The sequence below is a fragment of the Sphingomonas sp. AC411 genome (genome assembly GCF_979253035.1).
The window spans coordinates 2,329,076-2,349,790 of the sequence record NZ_CEEDAQ010000001.1; the positions used below are offsets into that span (position 1 = coordinate 2,329,076).

At 66.6% G+C, this 20,715-nt stretch carries 11 protein-coding genes and 6 pseudogenes; 8 read left to right on the top strand and 9 right to left on the bottom strand.

The window, feature by feature from the left end:
* Positions 1-61 precede the first annotated feature (61 nt).
* Positions 62-1,345: a glycoside hydrolase family 130 protein gene (locus tag AC0IX7_RS12005; protein WP_471812081.1), complete on the top strand. Its 1,284-nt coding sequence runs from the start codon at positions 62-64 to the stop codon at positions 1,343-1,345.
* Between the two features lie 245 nt (positions 1,346-1,590).
* Here the strand turns inward: AC0IX7_RS12005 and AC0IX7_RS12010 are convergent, their stop codons facing one another.
* Both AC0IX7_RS12010 and AC0IX7_RS12015 read right to left on the bottom strand, forming a co-directional pair.
* On the bottom strand, positions 1,591-3,552 hold the full coding sequence (locus AC0IX7_RS12010) for an OPT family oligopeptide transporter (protein ID WP_471812083.1): 1,962 nt from the start codon (positions 3,550-3,552) through the stop codon (positions 1,591-1,593).
* Between the two features lie 159 nt (positions 3,553-3,711).
* On the bottom strand, positions 3,712-4,953 hold the full coding sequence (locus AC0IX7_RS12015; protein ID WP_471812085.1) for an N-acetylmuramoyl-L-alanine amidase: 1,242 nt from the start codon (positions 4,951-4,953) through the stop codon (positions 3,712-3,714).
* 550 nt (positions 4,954-5,503) lie between these two features.
* On the opposite strand from AC0IX7_RS12015, the pseudogene AC0IX7_RS12020 reads away from it, so the two are divergent.
* The 6 genes and pseudogenes from AC0IX7_RS12020 to AC0IX7_RS12045 all read left to right on the top strand — a co-directional run.
* A pseudogene (locus AC0IX7_RS12020) lies at positions 5,504-8,072 on the top strand (Rne/Rng family ribonuclease); the annotation flags it as partial.
* A gap of 1,091 nt (positions 8,073-9,163) precedes the next feature.
* Positions 9,164-10,519 carry a M48 family metalloprotease gene (locus AC0IX7_RS12025; protein ID WP_471812087.1) on the top strand — a complete coding sequence of 452 codons (1,356 nt, stop codon included), beginning with the start codon at positions 9,164-9,166 and terminating at the stop codon, positions 10,517-10,519.
* Positions 10,516-10,857 (top strand): annotated as a pseudogene (locus tag AC0IX7_RS12030) (DsbA family protein); the annotation flags it as partial. The gene AC0IX7_RS12025 and the pseudogene AC0IX7_RS12030, both read left to right, overlap by 4 nt.
* A 145-nt stretch (positions 10,858-11,002) precedes the next feature.
* Positions 11,003-11,143 (top strand): annotated as a pseudogene (locus AC0IX7_RS12035) (DsbA family protein); the annotation flags it as partial.
* Between the two features lie 250 nt (positions 11,144-11,393).
* Positions 11,394-12,308: pseudogene (locus AC0IX7_RS12040) on the top strand (ABC transporter ATP-binding protein); the annotation flags it as partial.
* Positions 12,309-12,318: 10 nt separating this feature from the next.
* Positions 12,319-13,080 carry an ABC transporter permease gene (locus AC0IX7_RS12045; protein WP_248524478.1) on the top strand — a complete coding sequence of 254 codons (762 nt, stop codon included), beginning with the start codon at positions 12,319-12,321 and terminating at the stop codon, positions 13,078-13,080.
* Between the two features lie 148 nt (positions 13,081-13,228).
* Here the strand turns inward: AC0IX7_RS12045 and AC0IX7_RS12050 are convergent, their stop codons facing one another.
* The 6 genes and pseudogenes from AC0IX7_RS12050 to AC0IX7_RS12075 form a co-directional block, all read right to left on the bottom strand.
* The gene (locus AC0IX7_RS12050; protein ID WP_471812089.1) at positions 13,229-14,977 is read right to left on the bottom strand and encodes a CocE/NonD family hydrolase; all 1,749 of its coding nucleotides are present in this window, start codon (positions 14,975-14,977) and stop codon (positions 13,229-13,231) included.
* A gap of 169 nt (positions 14,978-15,146) precedes the next feature.
* On the bottom strand, positions 15,147-15,587 hold the full coding sequence (locus tag AC0IX7_RS12055) for a CPBP family intramembrane glutamic endopeptidase (protein ID WP_471812090.1): 441 nt from the start codon (positions 15,585-15,587) through the stop codon (positions 15,147-15,149).
* Positions 15,584-15,877, bottom strand: coding sequence for a hypothetical protein (locus AC0IX7_RS12060; RefSeq protein WP_471812092.1), 294 nt, complete (start codon positions 15,875-15,877; stop codon positions 15,584-15,586). Before AC0IX7_RS12060 ends, AC0IX7_RS12055 begins: the two co-directional genes overlap by 4 nt.
* Positions 15,878-16,131: 254 nt before the next feature.
* Positions 16,132-17,053, bottom strand: a pseudogene (gene glpX, locus AC0IX7_RS12065) (class II fructose-bisphosphatase).
* 109 nt (positions 17,054-17,162) lie between these two features.
* A complete protein-coding gene (gene dapD / locus AC0IX7_RS12070) occupies positions 17,163-17,984 on the bottom strand; it encodes a 2,3,4,5-tetrahydropyridine-2,6-dicarboxylate N-succinyltransferase (RefSeq protein ID WP_471812094.1) in 822 nt (273 codons plus the stop codon).
* Positions 17,981-18,644: pseudogene (locus AC0IX7_RS12075) on the bottom strand (pyrimidine 5'-nucleotidase). The gene dapD and the pseudogene AC0IX7_RS12075 overlap by 4 nt, the downstream one beginning before the upstream one ends.
* A gap of 125 nt (positions 18,645-18,769) precedes the next feature.
* Here AC0IX7_RS12075 and AC0IX7_RS12080 point away from each other — a divergent pair.
* Positions 18,770-19,768: an LLM class flavin-dependent oxidoreductase gene (locus AC0IX7_RS12080; protein ID WP_471812096.1), complete on the top strand. Its 999-nt coding sequence runs from the start codon at positions 18,770-18,772 to the stop codon at positions 19,766-19,768.
* Between the two features lie 65 nt (positions 19,769-19,833).
* Here AC0IX7_RS12080 and nudC read toward each other — a convergent pair whose 3' ends face one another.
* Entirely contained in the window at positions 19,834-20,712 is an 879-nt protein-coding gene (nudC, locus tag AC0IX7_RS12085) for an NAD(+) diphosphatase (RefSeq protein ID WP_471813864.1), read from the bottom strand.
* Positions 20,713-20,715: the final 3 nt, after the last annotated feature.

Sequence of the window (20,715 nt, forward strand, 5' to 3'; positions counted from 1 at the left end):
CGCTAGCGACAGCCTTGCAGGCGACGGTGCGCTGAGTGGAACGACGCGGGGCACTGCTACGATGGATCTGTTCAACCACCAGCTGCGGCTGCACGCGGATCCTTCGCGTGTTGTCGTGCGGCCGTTCCATATCGCCTGGGGCGGTCATGGCGGCGCACCGAGCCGCACCGAGCGGCTGGTCGGCGAAGTGCTGGAAATGTCGCCCGCACAGGCGCGCGCGCAGCTCGAGGTCGTGCTGAAGGATTTCGAGGCGCGCCACTGGCAGACGCGGCGCGTGTTCATGACGCGCTACGACCAGATCGAGGACATGCTCGGGCTGAACGGTGCGGAGATCGGCGATGAGAAGCGCCAGCTGATCGGCGCGTATTTCTGCCACGAGTACAGCTATGCCGCCGCTGCTTTGATGAACCCCAGCGCGGTGCCGCATTTCGACCAGTCGGGCATGCCACCGGGCTCGATGCGGATACTGATGTCGCTACGTGCGGTCGGCGAGGGTCACATCTCTTCGGTGGCGTTCCGCGAAGGTATCATCACCTGCGAAAACCAGATGAAGCTGGCGCCCGAACCGCCGTTCGCGACCGCGACCGACGCGGTCGGCAGCGGCGAGGACGAGATGCCCGAGGGCCCCGTCACCGTCTATCGCCACCGCGACAGCACGCTGAGCGGCACGGTGATCTTCCCGATCACGCAGGCGCAGTCGAAGGGCCTAGAGGATCTCCGGATCGTCCGGTTCCAGCACGAGAACGGCGAGTATGAGTGGATCGGCACCTACACCGCGTATAACGGCTCGGTGATCCAGTCCGAACTGATGCGCACCCGCGATTTCCGCGCGTTCGACCTCGTGCCGATGACCGGCCCCGCCGCGCGCAACAAGGGCATGGCGCTGTTCCCGCGGAAGGTGAACGGCCAGTATATGATGATCGGCCGGCAGGACGGCGAGAATCTGTTCCTGCTGAAGTCCGACACGCTGACCGACTGGGACGACGGCGAGAAGATCCTGACGCCCGAATATCCGTGGGAGCTAGTGCAGATCGGCAATTGCGGGCCGCCGATCGAGTTGGACGAGGGCTGGCTGCTGCTGACCCACGGTGTGGGCGCGATGCGGAAATATTCGATCGGCGCGGTGCTGCTCGACAAGGATGACCTGTCGAAGGTGATCGGCCGGACGAAGCAGCCGATTTTGGCGGCGAAGGATCAGGACCGCGAGGGGTATGTGCCCAACGTCGTCTATAGCTGCGGCGCACTGAAGCATGGGGATACGATCTTCATGCCGTACGGGATCGCGGACAGCTCGGTCGGGTTTGCGTTCGTGCCGATCAAGGACATGCTTGCTGCGATGAAGTGAGTCGGGGCGCGGTTTAACTCCTCCCACGCAAACCAAAGCACCACCCGGCGGAGGCCGGGGCCCAGTTGGCAAGGCTACAGTAATGAAGCGCGTTGCTTAGTTAGCAACGTTCCCCAACTGGGCTCCGGCCTCCGCCGGGGTGGTGGAATCGGACTAGGTCTGACCCAATCTTGTTCTCCCGCGAAGGCGGGAGCCCAGTCTGGATCCCCGCCTTCGCGGGGATACAAGCTATCTCGACGGGCGCCTTACCGCGAAGCCGCCATAGTCCGCCGGTACATCACCCAGGTCAGCACCGCGAACAACACCGTCCCGCCGACCAGCGCGACGCCAGCAAACCCATCCCCGACCAGCGCCAACGGCGTTTCCTGGTTGGTCAGGTACACGATCCCCGCAAAGCCGACGCCCCAGAGCGACTCCTCAACAATCATGCCGGTAGCGGTCAGCACCCCCATCCGCTTGGCGAGCTCGGGATCCCGAGCTCGATCCGCCCAGCGATCATACGCAAATCCGACGACAGCCCTGATCGTCACCGGCAACGTCACCGACATCGGCAGATACACGCCGAGCCCGACTCCCAGAGGCGGCAATCGCAGCTTCCCCGCCTTGCCCAGCAACTCGTCGGCCAGGATCACGAAAACGCCCGTCAGCGCGCCATAGCCGATCATCGCCCAGTTCAGATTGCCCCCCAGCACGCCCTTCGCCAGCGCCGAGATCAACGCCGCCTGAGGCGCCGCGAGCGCATTCGGCCCCGCTCCCGGCGCACCCGCGAACCCGAGCGTGCTGCCGAGCAGGTTCAACACCGGCGGCACCACGATCGAGCCGAACACCACGCCGATCAACAACGCGACCTGCTGTTTCCACGGCGTCGCGCCGACCAGCTGGCCCGTCTTCAGATCCTGGAGATTGTCGTTGGAGATCGTCGCGATCCCGAACACGATGCCGGTCACGATCAGCCCGTATGCCACCAGCGCCTGCGTCGTCCCCGGCTCGACCGCACGGCCGAACCACGACACCAGCAGGATCGACGCGGCCAGGATGGCGAGGATGCCGATCCCCGACACCGGCGAGTTCGACGCGCCGATCAAGCCCGCCATGTAGCCGCAGACCGCCGCGATCACGAGGCCGATGACGAGGATGAACGCAAGGCTGCCCGCGATCAGTCCGATCGCCGACGCCTCCAGCGGCCCGCCCTGCAAGACGGTCCAGAGCAGGATGCCGATCGGCACCAGCATCGCGAGCGACGCGATGCCGACGATCCCGATCGGAATGTCGCGCTCCTCCAGCGCCAGCACGACACCGCCCCGCTTGGCCGCCGAAGCCGCCAATGCCGAACGCACGCCGCCGACGACGGGCCCGGCGATCTTCAGTAACGTCCAGATCGCCGCAACGCCGATCACGCCCGCGCCGAAGAAGCGGACGTCCGAGCGGAACACGGTCGTCGCGATCACCTCGGCAGTGCCGGTGATGCTGCTGCCCGAGGTCAGGATCGGCAGCAGGATCCACCAGCCGATCACCACGCCCGCGAACATCGCCATGCCGACCGAGATGCCGACCAGATGCCCCGCGCCGAGCAACGCGAACGACAGCCCGCCCGAAATCCCGGTCGCACCCGCGCCGACGCGGAACCACGTCGCGGCTTCGGCCGCGACCAGCTTGGTCTGCGTCAGGATCGCGAACCCCGCCGAGACGACGGCGTTGGCGACGATGATGCCGAGCCCGCGCGCGCTCTCCTCGCCGCCCTCGCGACTGCCCGCGCCGACCTTCAGCACTTCCGCCGCGGCGCGGCCTTCGGGGTACGGCAACACCGTGTCGACGACGAGCGCACGGCGCAGCGGCACCGAGAACAGCACGCCCAGCACGCCGCCGAACATCGTGATCGCCGCGGTCGTGAAGAACGGAAAGCCCTGCCACCAGCCGATCATCACGAGGCCGGGCAGCACGAAAATGATCGCCGCCAGCGTGCCGGCGGCGGACGCGATCGTCTGGACGATGTTGTTCTCGAGGATCGTCGAATCCTTGAACGCCCGCAGCACCGCCATCGAGATCACCGCGGCCGGGATCGACGTTGCGAACGTCAGCCCGATCTTGAGCCCGAGATACACGTTGGCCGCGGTGAACAGCAGCGTGATGATCCCGCCGAGCACGATCCCGCGGAAGGTAAGCTCGCGCATGCTGGTTTCGGGTGCGCCCCGTGTCGTGTCGGTCATTCAGCAAGCCCCAAAGAATTTACGGGGCTTGTGGCATGATGTGGAGCGGGAGGAAACCGTATCGACTGTTACTAGCTTGTTCTCCCGCGAGGGCGGGAGTCCAGTCTGGGCTCCCGCCCTCGCGGGAGAACAGGAGGAGGGAACACCCCTCCCCAATCGCTACCGCGCCGCCATCCGCCGCGCGAAATTCACCTCGACGGCGCGCGTGACACTCTCCGCGATCCGGCGACGCCCTTCCTCGCTGTCGAGGAACGCCGCGTCCTGCGGGTTCGAGATATAGCCCGTCTCGAACAGGATCGACGGCATGTCGGGCGCCTTCAGCACCATCAGCGACGCCATCCGGTGGAAGTTCGCCTTCAGCGGCATCAACGGCCTCGCCTCGCGCCCAAGCAACCGCGCGAACGTCGCCGACGCGTTCATCGTCTCGCGCTGCGTCAGGTCGATCAGGATCGACGACACGTCCGCGGGCGCCTCGCCCAGGTTCACGCCCGAGATCACGTCCGCCTTGTTCTCGCGCGCCGCCAGCCGCGCGGCTTCCTTGTCGGACGCCACCTCCGACAAGGTGTACGCGGTCGCGCCGGTCGCATCCGCCGAGCCCGTGCTGTCGCAGTGGATCGAGATGAACAGGTCGCCCTTCAGCCGACGCGCCACGCCGTAGCGCTCGCGCAGCACCAGATACCGGTCGTCGCTCCGCGTCAGCGCCACCCGCACGCGCCCGGATGCCAGCAACTCGTCGCGGATGGCTTTCGCGACCTTCAGCGTCACGTCCTTCTCGCGCAGTCCGTTCGGCCCGATCGCCCCCGGATCGACACCGCCATGTCCCGCGTCGATCACCACCAGCGGCCGCGTGTCGTCGCCCTGCACGCGGGGCAGTTTCATGCCTCGCGCCTTGGGTGGCACCGGCACCGACACCTTGTACTTGGGCCGCGAGGCCGCACCGAAATTGAACGGGAAGAAGTTCAGCGGCCCGGCGATCCCGGCTTGCGCGAACTGGGCGTAATCGACCGTGCGCAATGCCAGCGTCAGTTCGCGACCGTCGGAATCGAACCCGCCATCGGTGACGATCGCCGGCTCGGCAAGGTCGAACACCATCCGCATCCCCGAGCGCCCGCTGCGCATCTGCGTGACGCCGGTCACCAGCCCCCGCGCGGCAATCTCGCGGCCCGGAGTCGCGCCGGTCACGTCGACCGCGATCTGGCGCGGCCCGGTCAGCACGCGGCTCGCGGCATCGCCGACCGCCTCGTCGAAGCGGATGACGATCCGCCCGTCACGAATCGCCACGCTCTGCACGGTCGCCGCCCAGGCGGGGACGCTCGACAGCCAGCCGGCCATGAGGGCGATTACCGTGAACACCCCGCGTCCTTGCCGTGCGGATCGACCGCCGGTCCAGCGAAAAGCCATGATACACCCCTTTGATCGATACATCCGATCGCTGCACGGAAGATAAGCCCCGGCGTCCCAAGAGCGCGTTGCGGTGTGCGGTTAATTTGCCGTTTGCCATGAATTTGCCGGCAAGGCTCTGCCGGGCCGGCAAGTCTGCGCCTTCCCGCCCTGAATTCGAGCCGAAACGCGGCCGAAAGCAGCCAATATCGGGCTAGTTGCGAGTTCGGGTATGCAGTGCTAGTCCTGTCGTACAGCCGTGTGTCGCCTGGATTTTACCAGCGACGCGCCGGTCTCCACGCCCGCCTGCGGATCCTTCGCCGGCGCGGCACTTCAGGTTGACGCTCGAATGACGCATTCCCCCGCCCCGCACTCCGACCGGCCTTCGCCGACGGACTCGCGGTCGTGCGGGCGCCGCAGGGAGAGTTCCCGCGGCATGCACTTCAAGCAGAGGCAGTTTCGCACACCATCCGCGAGTCCGGGCGTCCGTGCCCGACCGCATCACCATCAAGCGCGCGACGGCTGCCGACAGGCCCGGCGCGCGCGCGGAGAATCCATTATGACAACGCGTATGCTGATCGACGCACGCCACCGGGAAGAAACCCGGATCGCCGTCGTCAAAGGTAACCGGATCGAGGAATTCGATTTCGAGAGTGCCGAACGCAAGCAGCTCAAAGGCAATATCTACCTCGCCAAGGTCACGCGGGTCGAGCCGTCGCTCCAGGCGGCGTTCATCGATTACGGCGGCAATCGCCACGGCTTCCTCGCATTCAGCGAAATCCACCCCGATTACTACCAGATCCCCAAGGAAGACCGCGACGCGCTGCTCCGCGAAGAAGCCGAGCACGCCGCCGAGGAAGCCGCACTGCGCGCCGACTATGATCTCGGACGACGAAGAGGGTGACGACGAGGACGACATCGAGCGCTTCGAGGACGATGGTGGGGTAGATCCCGACGTCGCCGACGAACTCGAAGGCGCCGAAGAATCGGGCGAGGCCCCGCGTCGCAAGCGCAAGTCGAACGGCGACGATGCCGCGGTCGAGGATCTGCGCGAGCGTCGCATGAACCTGCGCCGCCGCTACAAGATCCAGGACGTGATCCATCGCCGTCAGGTGCTGCTCGTCCAGGTCGTCAAGGAGGAGCGCGGCAACAAGGGCGCGGCGCTGACGACGTATCTGTCGCTCGCCGGGCGCTACTGCGTGCTGATGCCGAACACGAGCCACGGCGGCGGCATTTCGCGGAAGATCAGCAACGCGGGCGATCGCAAGCGCCTCAAGACGATCATGGCCGACATGCAGTTGCCGCCGTCGATGGGCTGCATCGTCCGTACCGCGGGCCTCCAGCGCTCGAAGGTCGAGATCAAGCGCGACTTCGATTACCTCGCACGGCTCTGGGACGGCATCCGCGAGGCCACGCTGAAGGCGTCGGCCCCTGCGCTCGTCTACGGCGACAGCGACCTGATCAAGCGCGCGATCCGCGACATCTACAACAAGGAAATCGAAGAGGTCATCGTCGAGGGCGAGGACGGCTATCGCCAGGCGCGCGAGTTCATGCGCCTGCTGATGCCGACGCACGCGCGGCGCATCAAGCATTACGCCGACCCCGTGCCGCTGTTCCAGCGCGCCGGCGTCGAGGATCAGCTGTCGGCGATGTATCATCCCGTCGTCCAGCTGAAGTCGGGCGGCTATCTGGTCATCAACCCGACCGAGGCGCTCGTCTCGATCGACATCAACTCGGGCCGGTCGACGCGCGAGCATTCGATCGAGCAGACCGCGACCGCGACCAACCTCGAGGCAGCCCAGGAAATCGGCCGTCAGCTCCGCCTGCGCGACATGGCCGGGCTCGTCGTCATCGACTTCATCGACATGGATAACAATTCCAACGTCCGTAAGGTCGAGAAGGCGATGAAGGAGGCGCTCAAGAACGATCGCGCGCGCATCCAGATCGGTCGCATCTCGTCGTTCGGCCTCATGGAAATGAGCCGCCAGCGCCTGCGTACCGGCGTGCTCGAAGCGTCCACCCGCCCCTGCCCGCATTGCGAGGGAACCGGTCTAGTCCGCACCGCCTCGTCGTCGGGCATCTCGGCATTGCGCCTGATCGAAGACGAGGCCGCCCGCGGTCGCGGCTCGCTGCTCACCCTGCGCGCGAGCCAGGAAGCGGCGGTCTACATCCTCAACCGCAAGCGTGCCGATATCTCGGAGATCGAGGATCGCTACGGCGTGATCGTCGAGATCATCCCCGGCCAGGACGAGGAAGGCGCGCACATGACGGTCGAGGCCAGCGGCCCGCCGCCCGCGCACGCGCCCAAGTTCGTCCAGATCATCGAGGAAGACGAGGACGACCTCCCCGAGGAGATCGAGGACGAGATCGAGGAGGAAGAGGTCGAGGAGGCCGAGGCCGAGGCCGAGCAGCCGCGTCGTCGTGAGGGCGGTCGCGAGGGTAACGGCGAGCAGCGCGCACCCCGTGATGCCGATAGTGAAGGCGGCAAGAAGCGTCGTCGCCGCCGCGGTCGTCGCGGTCGCGCACGTCCGGGTGAGGAAGGTGCAGCGGAGGGCGTCAACGAGGACGGTTCGTTCGAGGACACCGACACCAACGTCGAGGAAATCGACGAGGTCGAGGGCGACATCGTCGAAGTCGGCGGTGGCGAAGCGGTCGACAGCGGCGCACCTGCCGAGCAGGCCAATGGCGTCGAGGGCGAAGGCCGTCGTCGGCGCGGTCGTCGCGGTCGTCGCGGCGGTCGCCGCTACGAGCAGGGCAACGTGGCCGTCAGCAGCATCGACGACGCCCAGCTGATCGCCGAGGCCCCCGAGCCGGAAGCGTATGAGCCGGTCGAGTCGACCTATGCCGAGCCGCCTTACGAGCCGGTCGTCGAGCCCGCTGTGGAGCAAGCCCCGGTCGCGGAAGTGGCCGAGGGCCCGAAGATGCGCCGTCGTCCGCGGGCACGCGCGGCGGCCGCTGCGGCGAACATCGCCGAGGCGGTGGCGGATGCAGCACCCAAGGCTCGTCGTGGTCGCAAGCCACGCGCGGTCGAGGCGGAAGCCGAGACGGCTGCACCGGAGCCAGTGGTTCCGGCGCCGATCGTTCCGGAGCCCGTCGCCGCCAAGCCGGCTGCCCCGAAGCCCGGTCGTCGCCGTCGCGAAGCGGTCGCAGAGGCGACGATGGACGAGGTGAGCGCAACGCCCGCCGAGACCATCGAAGCAGCGGCACCGAAGCCCAAGCGCACGCGTCGCAAGGCGTCGGACGCCGCGGTCGAAGCGCCAGCGGTTGAAGAGGCGGTCGCCGAGGCAGCACCCGCCAAGGTCGCCAAGCCCCGCGGTCGCCCGCGGAAGGTGGCGGTGGTCGAAGCCGGCGACGCCGCCCCGACCAGCGAACTGCTCGCGACGCGGATCGAGACCGTCCCGCCCAAGGCCGAAGTCCAGCCGCAGGACGTCGCGACGTCGGACACCAACGACGACCCCGACGGCGCCCCCGCCGCGGTTGGTGGCAGCGCACCTTCGGCTGACGCCGGACGCCGTGAACAAAGAACGGGCGCGACCGAAAGGCCGCGCCCGTTATCGTTTGTGGGAGAGTGCTGCGATCGTCCGGCCGCAAGCTATCCGTCAGCGCCAACGCCTACGGTGGCGACGGCGAACCGCGAAAAGCATGTATCCCCGCGAAGGCGGGGACCCAGACTGGGCACCCGCCTTCGCGGGTGAACAAGACGCGGGGCGATGCTAGGTGAGTTTGGGTTCTAGCGCCCCTGACGAGGCACGCCTGCCCCTCCACGCACACCACCACCCCGGCGAAGGCCGGGGCCCAATTGGAAAGGTTGAAGTAACGGAGCGCTGCCTTCAGTTAGCCCGGTTCCCCAATTGGACCCCGGCCTTCGCCGGGGCGGTAGTTATTGAGCGGCACCGTCTAGAGCGTACCCTGTCCACCCCAACCCATTCCCGTCACCCCAGCGAAAGCTGGGGTATCCCACGTGGCACGCGACACCCGCCAAACCATGAGATCCCAGCTTTCGCTGGGATGACGGGGGAAAGAAACGAGCACGACGTGCCCCCAGTGCCTCAACAGCCCCCTCAAACCCCTGTCCTACACAAGCAAACCCTGCTCCCCTCCCCCAATGCCAGCCACCCTCCCTTCTACCCCCGCAAACCGCTCCCAGCGCCTGCACTTCCTACACTTCACTCTACCGCACCCCCACCGCACGACGGTTGCCCCCCGCCCCCGATCGACGATACCCCGCAATATGAAGCGCTTCGTAGCCGCCGCAGCCACCGCCCTCCTCCTCTGGATGACGCCCCTCCAGGCCCAGTCGATCCTCCGCGACGCCGAAACCGAAACGATGTTCGCGGAGATGTCCAACCCGCTCATCAAGGCGGCCGGGCTCTCCACCCGCGACGTGAAGGTCGTCCTCATCAACGACGAATCGATCAACGCGTTCGTCGCCGGCGGGCAGACCGTCTACGTCCACTCAGGCCTGATCCAGGCCGCCGACAACGCCAACGAAGTCCAGGGCGTCATCGCGCACGAACTCGGCCACATCGCCGACGGCCATGTCGTCCTCGCCGACCGCGGCACCAAGCCCGCAATGGGCATGTACCTGCTTTCCATGGTCCTCGGCCTAGCCGCGATGGCGGCTGGTTCCGGCGAAGCTGGCGCGGGCATCATGGCGGCAGGCCAGCAGGCGGCGATGGGCAGCTACCTCTCGTTCAGCCGCGTCCAGGAATCCACCGCCGACGCGACCGCGGCGAAATTCCTCCGCCAATCCAACATCTCCGGCCGCGGCATGCTCAGCTTCTTCAAGAAATTGCAGCAGCAGGAATATCGCTTCGGCACCGCCAACATCGATCCGTTCATGCAGTCGCACCCGCTCTCGGGCGAGCGCGTCGCGACGCTCACCGCCGACCTGCAAGCCTCCCCCGCCTGGGGCAACAAGCCCGACGCCGCGCTGGAGGAACGCTTCCGCCGCGTGAAGGCCAAGCTCGCGGGCTACGTCATGCCCGCCGACCAGACGTTGCAGGCCTACCCGCCCAGCGACCAGTCGATCTACGCGCATTACGCCCGCGCCTATGCGTATCACAAGGCCGGCTACCCCGACAAAGCCGACGCCGAGGCCAACGCGCTGGTGAAGGCCGAGCCGACCGACCCGTATTTTCTCGAGATCAAGGGGCAGATCCTGCTCGAAGCCGGCAAGCCCACCGAGTCGCTGGTCCCGTTGCGCGAAGCGACGGAAGGCTCGAACAACAATCCGTTGATCGCCACCACCTTCGGCCATGCGCTGATCGCGACCGAGAACAAGGCGAACTATCCCGAGGCGACCAAGGTGTTGCGCACCGCGGTCGGCCGCGACGACCAGAACCCGTTCGCCTGGATGCAGCTCGGCACGGTCTACGAACTGACCGGGGATACTGCGCGCGCCGCCCTCGCGACGGCGGAGCGCGCGAGCATGGGCGGCGACATGCGCACCGCGTCGGCGAGCGCGCAATATGCGCTGGCGAACATCCCGGCGAACACGACCGACTGGATCCGCGCACAGGATATCGCGATGGCCGCGCAGAACGAGATGGACGACAATCCCAAGCAGTATAAGCGGCGCAAATGAGCAAATTTACATTCCCGGCCGTCGCTTTGATCGGCGCCACCCTCGGGGGCCTCGCGGTCTGGGGCTATGATCGCCAGGGCGGCGGAGTCGAGCGGGCGCAGGTCGAATCGATCGTCCACGATTACGTCCTCGCACACCCCGAGATCCTCCCCGAGGCGATGGACAAACTGCGCGACCGCGAGTCGGGCAAGACCGTCACCGCGAACCGCGACGCGATCGTCACGCCGTTCGGCAGCGCCTGGGCCGGCAACCCCAAGGGCGACGTCACGCTCGTCGAGTATTTCGATTACAACTGCGGCTATTGCCGCGCGAGCCTGCCGATGATCGCCAAGCTGATCGCCGCCGACCCGAAAGTCCGCGTCGTCTTCCGCGAACTCCCCATTCTCAGCGCGGAAAGCCGGATCGCCGCGCGAGCGAGTCCTCGCCGCCGCGCAGCAGGGCAAGTTCGCCACCTTCCACGACGCGCTCTACGCCGGTGGCCCGGTCAGCGATGCCTCGATCGCCGCGGCGGCGAGCAAGGCAGGGGTCGACACCACGCAGGCGAGCTTCACCAAGACCGCCGACGCGGAAATCGCCAAGAACATGGAAACCGCCGCCAAGCTCGGCATGACCGGTACGCCGAGTTGGGTGATAGGCGACCGCGTCCTGTCCGGCGCGCTGCCGCTGGAGGACCTACAAAAGCTGTCGCGGCGGCGCGGGCCGGCTGACCCCACCCACTCCCGTCATCCTGACGAAAGTCAGGACCCAGAGCTACAACCGCAACGCGCATGGCTCTGGATCCTGAGTCGAGCCCAGGATGACGGGATTTGGCTGGCCTGCCCCCTATCAATAGGAGCGCACCACCCCCATCTTCCCCTCACGAAAAGGGGTGCCAATGACCGAACCGATCCTGTCCATCGCGGGCGTCACCAAGACCTACAAGAGCGGCACCACCGCCCTCCACCCCGTCGACCTCGATATCCAAAAGGGCGAGATCTTCGCGCTCCTCGGCCCCAATGGCGCGGGCAAGACGACGCTCATCAGCATCATCTGCGGCATCGTCACGCCGTCCGCCGGCACGATCAAGGTTGCCGGCTACGACGCGATCAAGGACTATAAGCAGGCGCGCAGCCGCATCGGCCTCGTGCCGCAGGAACTCAACGTCGACATGTTCGAGACGGTGCTCGCCACCGTCACCTTCAGCCGCCGCCTGTTCGGCCGCTCGGGGCATAGCGATTACATCGAACAGGTGCTCCGCGACCTCTCGCTCTGGGACAAGCGCGACGCGAAGATCCGCGAACTGTCGGGCGGCATGAAGCGCCGCGTGCTGATCGCGAAGGCACTCGCCCACGAACCCGAAATCCTGTTCCTCGACGAGCCCACCGCGGGCGTCGACGTCGCATTGCGCCGCGACATGTGGAAGCTCGTCCACCGCCTGCGCGAGGGCGGCACCACGATCATCCTCACGACGCATTACATCGAGGAAGCCGAGGAAATGGCCGACCGCGTCGGCGTCATCAACAAGGGCAAGCTGCTGCTGGTCGACGACAAGGCGTCGCTGATGAAGAAGCTCGGCAAGCGCGAACTCGACATCGCGCTCCAGGACCCGATGACGACGATCCCCGCCGACCTCGCGGAGTGGGACCTGTCGCTGGAGGACGACGGCAAGCGCCTGCGCTACGTGTTCGACGCACAGGCCGACCATACCGGCATCCCGTCGTTGCTGCGGAAACTTGCCGAACTCGGCATCGGTTTCAAGGACCTCGAAACCAGCAAATCGAGCCTCGAAGACATCTTTGTCGACCTGGTGGGGAACGCGCATGAACACCCATGGCATCTGGGCGATCTACCGCTTCGAAATGGCGCGTGCGCTGCGCACCTTGTGGCAGAGCCTCGTCACGCCGGTCCTCACGACCTCGCTGTATTTCATCGTCTTCGGCGGTGCGATCGGCAGTCGCATGCAGAATGTCGGTGGCGTCGATTACGGCAGCTTCATCGTTCCCGGCCTGATCATGCTGTCGTTGCTCACGCAGAGCATCTCGAACGCCTCGATCGGCATCTACTTCCCGAAGTTCACGGGCACGATCTACGAGCTGCTGTCGGCCCCTGTCTCGGCGATGGAGATGGTGATTGGTTACGTCGGCGCGGCGACCACCAAGTCGGTGATCCTCGGGTTGATCATCCTGGTGACGGCGTCGTTCTTCGTGCCGCTGCGCATCGAGCATCCGTTCGCGATGCTCGCGTTCCTGATCCTGACCGCAGTGGCGTTCAGCCTGTTCGGGTTCATCATCGGCGTCTGGGCCAATGGGTTCGAGCAACTGAACTTCGTCCCCGCGCTTCTGATTACCCCGCTGACTTTCCTCGGCGGCGCGTTCTACTCGATCGACATGCTGCCCCAGCCTTGGCGGACGTTCAGCCTGTTCAACCCGGTCGTGTACCTGGTGAGCGGCTTCCGCTGGAGCTTCTTCGGGCAGGGTGACGTCGCGGTCGGGGTGAGCCTCGCGGTAACGGCCGGCTTCCTGGCGGTGTGCCTGTTGGTGATCGCGTGGATCTTCAAGACCGGCTGGCGGATGAAAAACTGAAGGAAGACAGACGCACCACCCCGGCGGAGGCCGGGGCCCAATTGGTGAGGTTGCAGTAACGACGCGCTGTCTCTCGTCAGCAACGTTTCCCAATTGGACCCCGGCCTTCGCCGGGGTGGTGCGTACATGCCGCTCGGCCGTCCAAACCCTACCGCATTACCGGCAACGTGATCCGCGACCCCGCACAAACCTTCTGCGTCGCTTTCACATAGTCCGCCGGCTTCGCCCGCGCGATGTTCGGCACGAACGATTGCGGGTTGCGGTCGATCATCGGGAACCACGTCGACTGGATTTGCACCATGATCCGGTGCCCCGCCTTGAACACATGGTCGTGGTCGCGCAGCGGCACGTCCCAAGCCACGACCTTCCCCGGAACCAACGGCTGCGGCGCCGTGTCGCTCGCCAGGAACCGCCCCCGCCGCACCTCCATCGCGATCGGCAACTGATAGCCGTTCAGCGTCTTCGCATAATCGCCCGGTTGCGCCGTGCGGCCGTCGAACGCTTCGGTATCGTCGGGCAGCACGTCGATCAGCTTCACCACGAAATCGCTGTCCGTGCCGCTGGTCGACGCCTGCAACGTCGCCGACAACGCCCCCGTCACGGTCAGGTCCGCGGTCAGCGGTTCCGACACATACCCCAGCACATCGGGCCGGTGGTCGACGAAGCGCTGGTCGTCCGCCTCCCACCACGACCAATCCGGGCTGGCATAGGTCGCCGACATCGGCCGCTTACGAAACGGCACCGGGTTCGCCGGATCGGACACGTAATCGCGACACCCCTCGCCCGCGGCCGGCGCGGTGAACGACAGGCTGCCGTCCGTGTGCAGGTACAGGTTCGTCGCCTTCGCGCCCGTCGGGGGCCAGGCCGCATAGGTCTTCCAGACGTTCGAACCCGACTGGAACATCTTCGCCGCAAAGTCCGGCCGCGGACCCTTGCCGTGCAGCCAATAGGCGAAGAACGGCGCCTGGATCTGTTCCTGGAACTGCGTACCGCTGGCGGTGCCGAGCGGGATCGGGCCGAGGTGATCCGCCGTACCCTGCCACCCGCCATGCCGCCACGGCCCAGCCACCATCTGCGCGAGATTGTCCGGATCGTTGCGCTTCTGCTTCGCGTAGATCTGCCATGAACCCCACGGATCCTCCTGATCCCAGAACCCGGCGACGTTCAACGTCGGCACGGTCGTCTTGCCGAGCGAGTCCGTCCAACGCTGCGCGGTGTAGAAGCCATCGTGGTTCGGATGATCGAGCAGCGACGTGAACATCGGCACGCGGCCCTTGAAGACGTTTCGGTCGATCGCCTCCGCCGACCCCGCCTTCAGAAAATAGTCGTACGTATCGCTCGGATAGGCAAAGTCGGAATTCTTCGTCTTGTCGAGTTGCAGCGACGACACCCAGTCGGTCGCATAGCTCAGCCGCAGCGCGCCGTTGCGGTGGAGGTCGTCCGACTGCCAGTAATCGATCCATGCCGCCTGCGGGGAGACCGCCTTCAGCGCGGGATGCGGGTTCGCCAGCGCGACGGCCGCGGCGAAACCGGGGTAGGAAACGCCCCACATGCCGACCTTGCCGGTGTTGGCGGGGACGTTCTTCACCAGCCATCCGACGGTGTCGTAGGCGTCCGTGGCCTCGTCGACCGCTTTCGGATCGCCGGCACCGTTGCCCTTGGCCTGCACTGCGGTCGACAGCGTGAAGACGCCGTCCGACTTGAACCGCCCGCGCATCGACTGGAAGACGAAGATGTAGCCGTCCTTCATCAGCGGACCGAACCGGCTGGCGTTGGGAAACGGCGCGTCCGGCACGCCGTAGGGGGTCCGCTGGAGCAGGATCGGCAGCGGCCCGGTCATCCCGCGCGGTCGCATGATGACGGTCTGCAGCTTCGCCCCGTCGCGCATCGGCACCATCACTTCCTCGAAGGTGAAAGGGATTGCGCCGCCGCCTGCACGCCCGTCTGCGCGATGGTTGCGCTGGGCACCGTGGCGGTGACTGCGAGCGCGAGCAGGAGAGCGTGGCGCGACATGGAATTTCCCTTCGTGAACCGTGCCGCGATTGGACGAACCCGCGCTCGCGAAGTCAAGCCGCGCGCCACGCTCCGGTCAGCGCCGGTCGCAATGCCAGCGAATTGAGATCGATCAGCGCATGCAGGAGCATCGCCAGCCACAACTCGCCGGTCATCAGATAGATCGCTGCCATCAGCGCGCCGACGAGCGTGGTCGCGATCACGCCTACCCGCCCCTGATAGCGGTGCATCGCGCCGAACACCGCGATCGCGACGCCGAACGCGACGAATGCGTTGCCGGACACGAGCGCGACCAGCAGCGGCAGGAACAGGCGGAAGGCGAGTTCTTCGGATATGCCCGCCGCGACCGACATGGCGGCGGCGTGCATGATCTCCGGCCGGTTGCGCGGGAGCAGCGAACCGACGTTGCCGATCGTCTTGAGGATACGCCAGTTGCGCCGCGTCGCGAGGACCGCACCGATGACCAGGCCACCAAGCGCGCTTCCGCCGATCATGCCGAGCAGTCCCGCGCGACTGTCGCCGGCGAGGCTCGGCAGGAGGCTGCGGAGGACGTCGAACTCAGGGGGACGGTGACGATGGCGTCGAGGCGACCCAGTAGCGCGAGGCCGACGATGGCCGGCAGGACGAAGGCGATCGCGGCCTTGGCGATCCACAGGCGGTAGGTTTTCTGGCGCGAGGCGGTGTCGGGGAGGCGCTTGATGCGGCGATAGCCGAGGAGGTTGCCCTTGAGGAACCAGACGAGGCTCATGAGGGTCGCGAGGAGGAGGGCGTTGGGAAGGATCATGCCGACACTTCGCCCCTCATGCGTTCCACCGCGTCCTTGTCCTCCCGCGAAGGCGGGAGCCCAGTCTGGGTCCCCGCCTTCGCGGGGACACAATACCTGGTCAGTCCCCTTGCCCTAGCCAAGTGCTCCACCCCGGCGGAGGCCGGGGCCCAATTGGGAAACGTCGCTAACGGAGCGATCCGCTTCATTACTCTGGACGTTCCACTTGGGCCCCGGCCTTGGCCGGGGTGGTGCTCCCCCGCTCGGGTCGCTGATCAATCCGTCCGATGCTCGCCCTTGACCCACCGCACCGTCCCCGAAGACGCGCGCATGACGACGCTCTCGGTGGTCATCTTGCCCTTCTTCCGCTTCACGCCGGCCAGCAGCGAGCCATCCGTCACGCCGGTCGCCGCGAAGATGCAGTCGCCCTTGGCCAGCTCGGACAGGTCGTATTGCTTGTCGAGGTCGGTGATCCCCACTTCGCCGCACGGCCGCGCTCGTCGTCGTTGCGGAACAGCAGCCGCCCCTTGAACTGCCCCCGACGCAGCGCAGCGCCGCGCACGCCAGCACGCCCTCGGGCGCGCCGCCGGAGCCCATGTATACGTCGATCGTCGTCTCGGGATCGGACGTCGCGATCACGCCGGCGACGTCACCGTCACCGATCAGCATGATCCCGCAGCCGACCTGCCGCAGCTCGGCGATCAGCTTTTCGTGACGCGGGCGATCGAGCACGCACACGATCAGGTCGCGCGCCGGCACGCCCTTGGCGGCCGCAACCGCCATGATGTTCTCGGTCGGCGTCTTGTCGAGATCGATGATGCCCTCGGGATAGCCCGGGCCGACCGCGATCTTGTCCATGTAGACATCCGGCGCGTTGAGCAGCCCGCCCTCTTCGGCGATCGCCAGCACGGCGAGGCTGTTCGGCCCCGCGGTTGCGCAGATCGTCGTGCCTTCGAGCGGGTCGAGCGCGATGTCGATCTTCGGGCCCTTGCCGATCGCGGAGCCGACCTTCTCGCCGATGAACAGCATCGGCGCCTCGTCGCGCTCGCCCTCGCCGATCACGACGGTGCCGTCCATGTACAGCGAGTTCAGTGCCTCGCGCATCGCCTCGACCGCCGCCGCATCGGCCGCCTTCTCGTCGCCGCGCCCGACGAGCGTGGAGGCGGCGATCGCCGCCGCTTCGGTCACGCGGACCATTTCGAGGACGAGTACGCGGTCGAGAACCTGGCTTGCGGCTGCGGTCAAAATATTTCTCCTCGGACTGTTTCGGCGGGGATAGGCAGCAGGCGCAGCATTGTCGACCCGATCAGTCCCTCAGCAGGTCGTTGATGCTGGTCTTGGAGCGGGTTTGTGCGTCGACCCGTTTGACGATTACGGCGCAATACAAAGCGGGCGTCACGTTACCGACCCCACCTATCGTGCCTGGCACAACGACGGCGTATGGCGGCACTTCGCCTTTGAACACCTCGCCAGTCTTGCGATCGATGATCTTGGTCGACGCGCCGAGATACACGCCCATCGACAGCACCGCGCCCTCGCCGACGCGAACGCCCTCGGCCACTTCCGCGCGCGCGCCGATGAACGCGCCGTCGCCGATGATGACCGGATCGGCCTGCAGCGGCTCGAGCACGCCGCCGATGCCCGCGCCGCCCGACAGATGGACGTTCTTGCCGATCTGCGCGCAACTGCCGACCGTCGCCCAGGCGTCGACCATCGTGCCCTCGCCGACATACGCGCCGATGTTGACGAAGCTCGGCATCAGGATCGCGCCCTTGGCGATGAAGCTCCCGCGCCGCGCGACCGCACCCGGCACGACGCGGATACCCGCCGCGCGGAACTCCACGTCGCCCCAGCCTGCGAACTTCGACGGCACCTTGTCGAACGCCGGCGCCCCCGCCGAACCGCCGTCGATCACGACATTGTCGTTGAGCCGGAACGAGAGCAGCACCGCTTTCTTCAGCCACTGATTGACCTGCCAGCCGTCAGCCGTCGGCTCGGCAACGCGCGCGGTGCCCGCATCGAGCATCGCCAGCGCGGACTCGACGGCATCGCGAATCTCACCCTTGGTATCGAGGCCGAGGTTCGCGCGGTCATCCCAGGCGGCGTCGATGATGGTCTGCAAGGTCATGATGTCTCCAGGATGGTTTCGAGCCACGGCGCAAGCACCGGCACGGTAAAATCGATGTGGTCGCGCGCGCCGCCGGGGATTGCTCGGAGCCGTTGTCGACCCACACGGTCGTCATCCCGATCGCCTTGGCCGGCGCGAGATTGCGCGTCATGTCGTCGACGAACAGCGACTCCCGCGGATCGATATCGAACGCCGCGCAGAAGCCCGCATAGGCCGACGCATGCGGCTTCGGCATCAGGTCCATCGCATGGATGTCGTGGATCGCCTCGAAGCTCTCGCCCAGCCCGAGCCGGTCGAGGATCTTGAGCGCATAGGGCTTGTCGCCATTGGTGAAGACCAGCTTGCGCCCCGGCAGCTTGGCGATCGCCGCGACCAGCGGCGCGTCATGCTCCAGCACGTCCATCTCGATATCGTGGACATGCTCCAGGAACGCGTGCGGGTCGACGTGATGTTCGGTCATCAACCCCGACAGAGTCGTGCCGTGGTTGTGGAAATACCCTTCTGCACGCGCCGCGCCTCGTCATGGTCGAGGCCGAGCAGATCCTGGATGAACCCGGTCATCCGCTGATCGACCTGCGCAAACAGGTCCGCGCTCGCCGGGTACAGCGTGTTGTCGAGATCGAAGATCCAGTTGCGGACGTGATTTAGGCGGGCAAGCATCGGCCGGAACCTCTAGGGAGCGCGAGGCGTGGCGACAAGCCGGCTGACGCTTGCTCAAGCGGACGAAAGTACCGCAATCCACATCAAGGGTGGATAAGCTACCGTTCGGTACCTATCTCTGGGACATGACACGCTATTCCCTGCTCGATCTCGTCCCCGTCGTCGAAGGCGGCACCATCTCCCAATCGCTCGCCAATGCGGCCGATCTCGCGCGCCATGCCGAGAGCGTCGGATTCCAGCGCTATTGGGTCGCCGAACATCACGGCATGACCGGGATCGCTTCCGCCGCGACCGCGGTCGTGATCGCGCACATCGCCGCAGCCACGAAGACGATCCGCGTCGGCTCGGGCGGCATCATGCTCCCCAACCACGCGCCGCTGGTGATCGCGGAGCAGTTCGGCACGCTCGACGCCCTGTTCCCCGGCCGCATCGACCTGGGTCTCGGCCGCGCGCCCGGTTCGGACCAGCGCGTCGCGCGCGCGATGCGCCGGACGCTTGAGACCGACGCCAACGCCTTCCCGCAGGACGTGATGGAGCTGCAAAGCTATTTCGCCAACGACGGCCAGACCGGCATCGTCGCCACGCCGGGTGCCGGCGCGGACGTCGACATGTGGATCCTCGGCTCCAGCACGTTCGGCGCGCAATTGGCCGCCGCACTCGGTCTGCCCTACGCCTTCGCCTCGCATTTCGCCCCCGACGCACTCGATGCCGCGCTGGCGATCTACCGCCGCGATTTCCGCCCGTCCGCGCGGCTTGCCAAGCCTCACGCAATGGCCGGCTTTAACGTGTTCGCCGCCGAAACCGACGCGGAAGCCGAACTGCTCGCCAGCTCGCAGCAACAGTCGTTCGTCGCGCTCCGCACCGGCAACCCGGGCAAGATGAAGCCGCCCCTTGCCGGCTACCGCGAGTCGCTAGGCGCGCAGGGCAACCAGATCCTCGACCATGTCCTGCAATGCTCGGCGGTCGGCAGCCCGGCCAAGGTCGCCCGCGGGATCGCCGCGTTCATCGATCGGACCGGGGTGGATGAAGTAATGGTGACCAGCGCGATCTACGACCATGAGGCGCGCAAGCGGAGTTTGTCGATCACCGCGGACGTGATGCAGGATCTGAAGATCGCCGCGTAGGGGCGCCGTCTTCCCCCTCCCTGGCAGGGAGGGGAGCCTGTTTGCCCTCTTGGCTGGCGACGCGCCTAATCCCCCGCCCATTCCTTCAACAACGTATACGCGATCGCATAAGGCGGCGGCGGCAGGAACGGTCCCTCTTCCCCCTGTAACACCGCGCGCACCATCTCACGCGGCACCCACATCGCATCCTCCAGCTCGTTCACGTCGAGCGTGATCGCGTCGTCCTCGGCCTCCGCCACGCACGCGACCATCAGCGACGACGGAAACGGCCAGGGCTGGCTCGCCACATACCGCACCTTGCCGACTCGCACGCCTGACTCTTCAAGGATCTCGCGCGCGACCGCCTCCTCGATCGACTCCGCCGGCTCCACGAACCCCGCCAGAGCGGAATAGCGCCCCGGCGGCCACCCCTTGCCGCGCCCGAGCAGCGCCCGCCCGTCATGCTCGGCGATCATGATCACCACCGGATCGACTCGCGGGAAATGCTCGGTCGCACAATTCGGACACTTCCGCGCCCACCCGGCACGAAACACTGCGGTCGGCGAACCGCACTTCGCGCAGAACCCATGCCGCACGTGCCAGTCGATCACACTGCGTGCGCCAGCATAAGTTGCCGCCTCGCCCGGCGCGAGCGCCGCCAGCACCGCCATCAGCGCAGGCGACCGCATCGCCGGCGCATTGTCGACGCGCATCCCGTTCAGCAACGCCGCAAAATGCGGCCGCCCGTTCTCGTCGAGCCCGAGCAGGATCGGCTCGGCATCGTCGGGCATGTCCGCCATCGTCGTCCAAGCGAGACGCCCGTCGTCGGTCGTGCCCGGCAGCAGCCCGTCGAGCACCAGCAATCGCGCGCGCCAATCACGCTGCGCCGCCGCCAGCCCTTCCGGATCGTGGCGCAGCGCATCGGAGCGATCGAGCGTCCCACCCGTGAATCCAGGTGCTTCCATCAC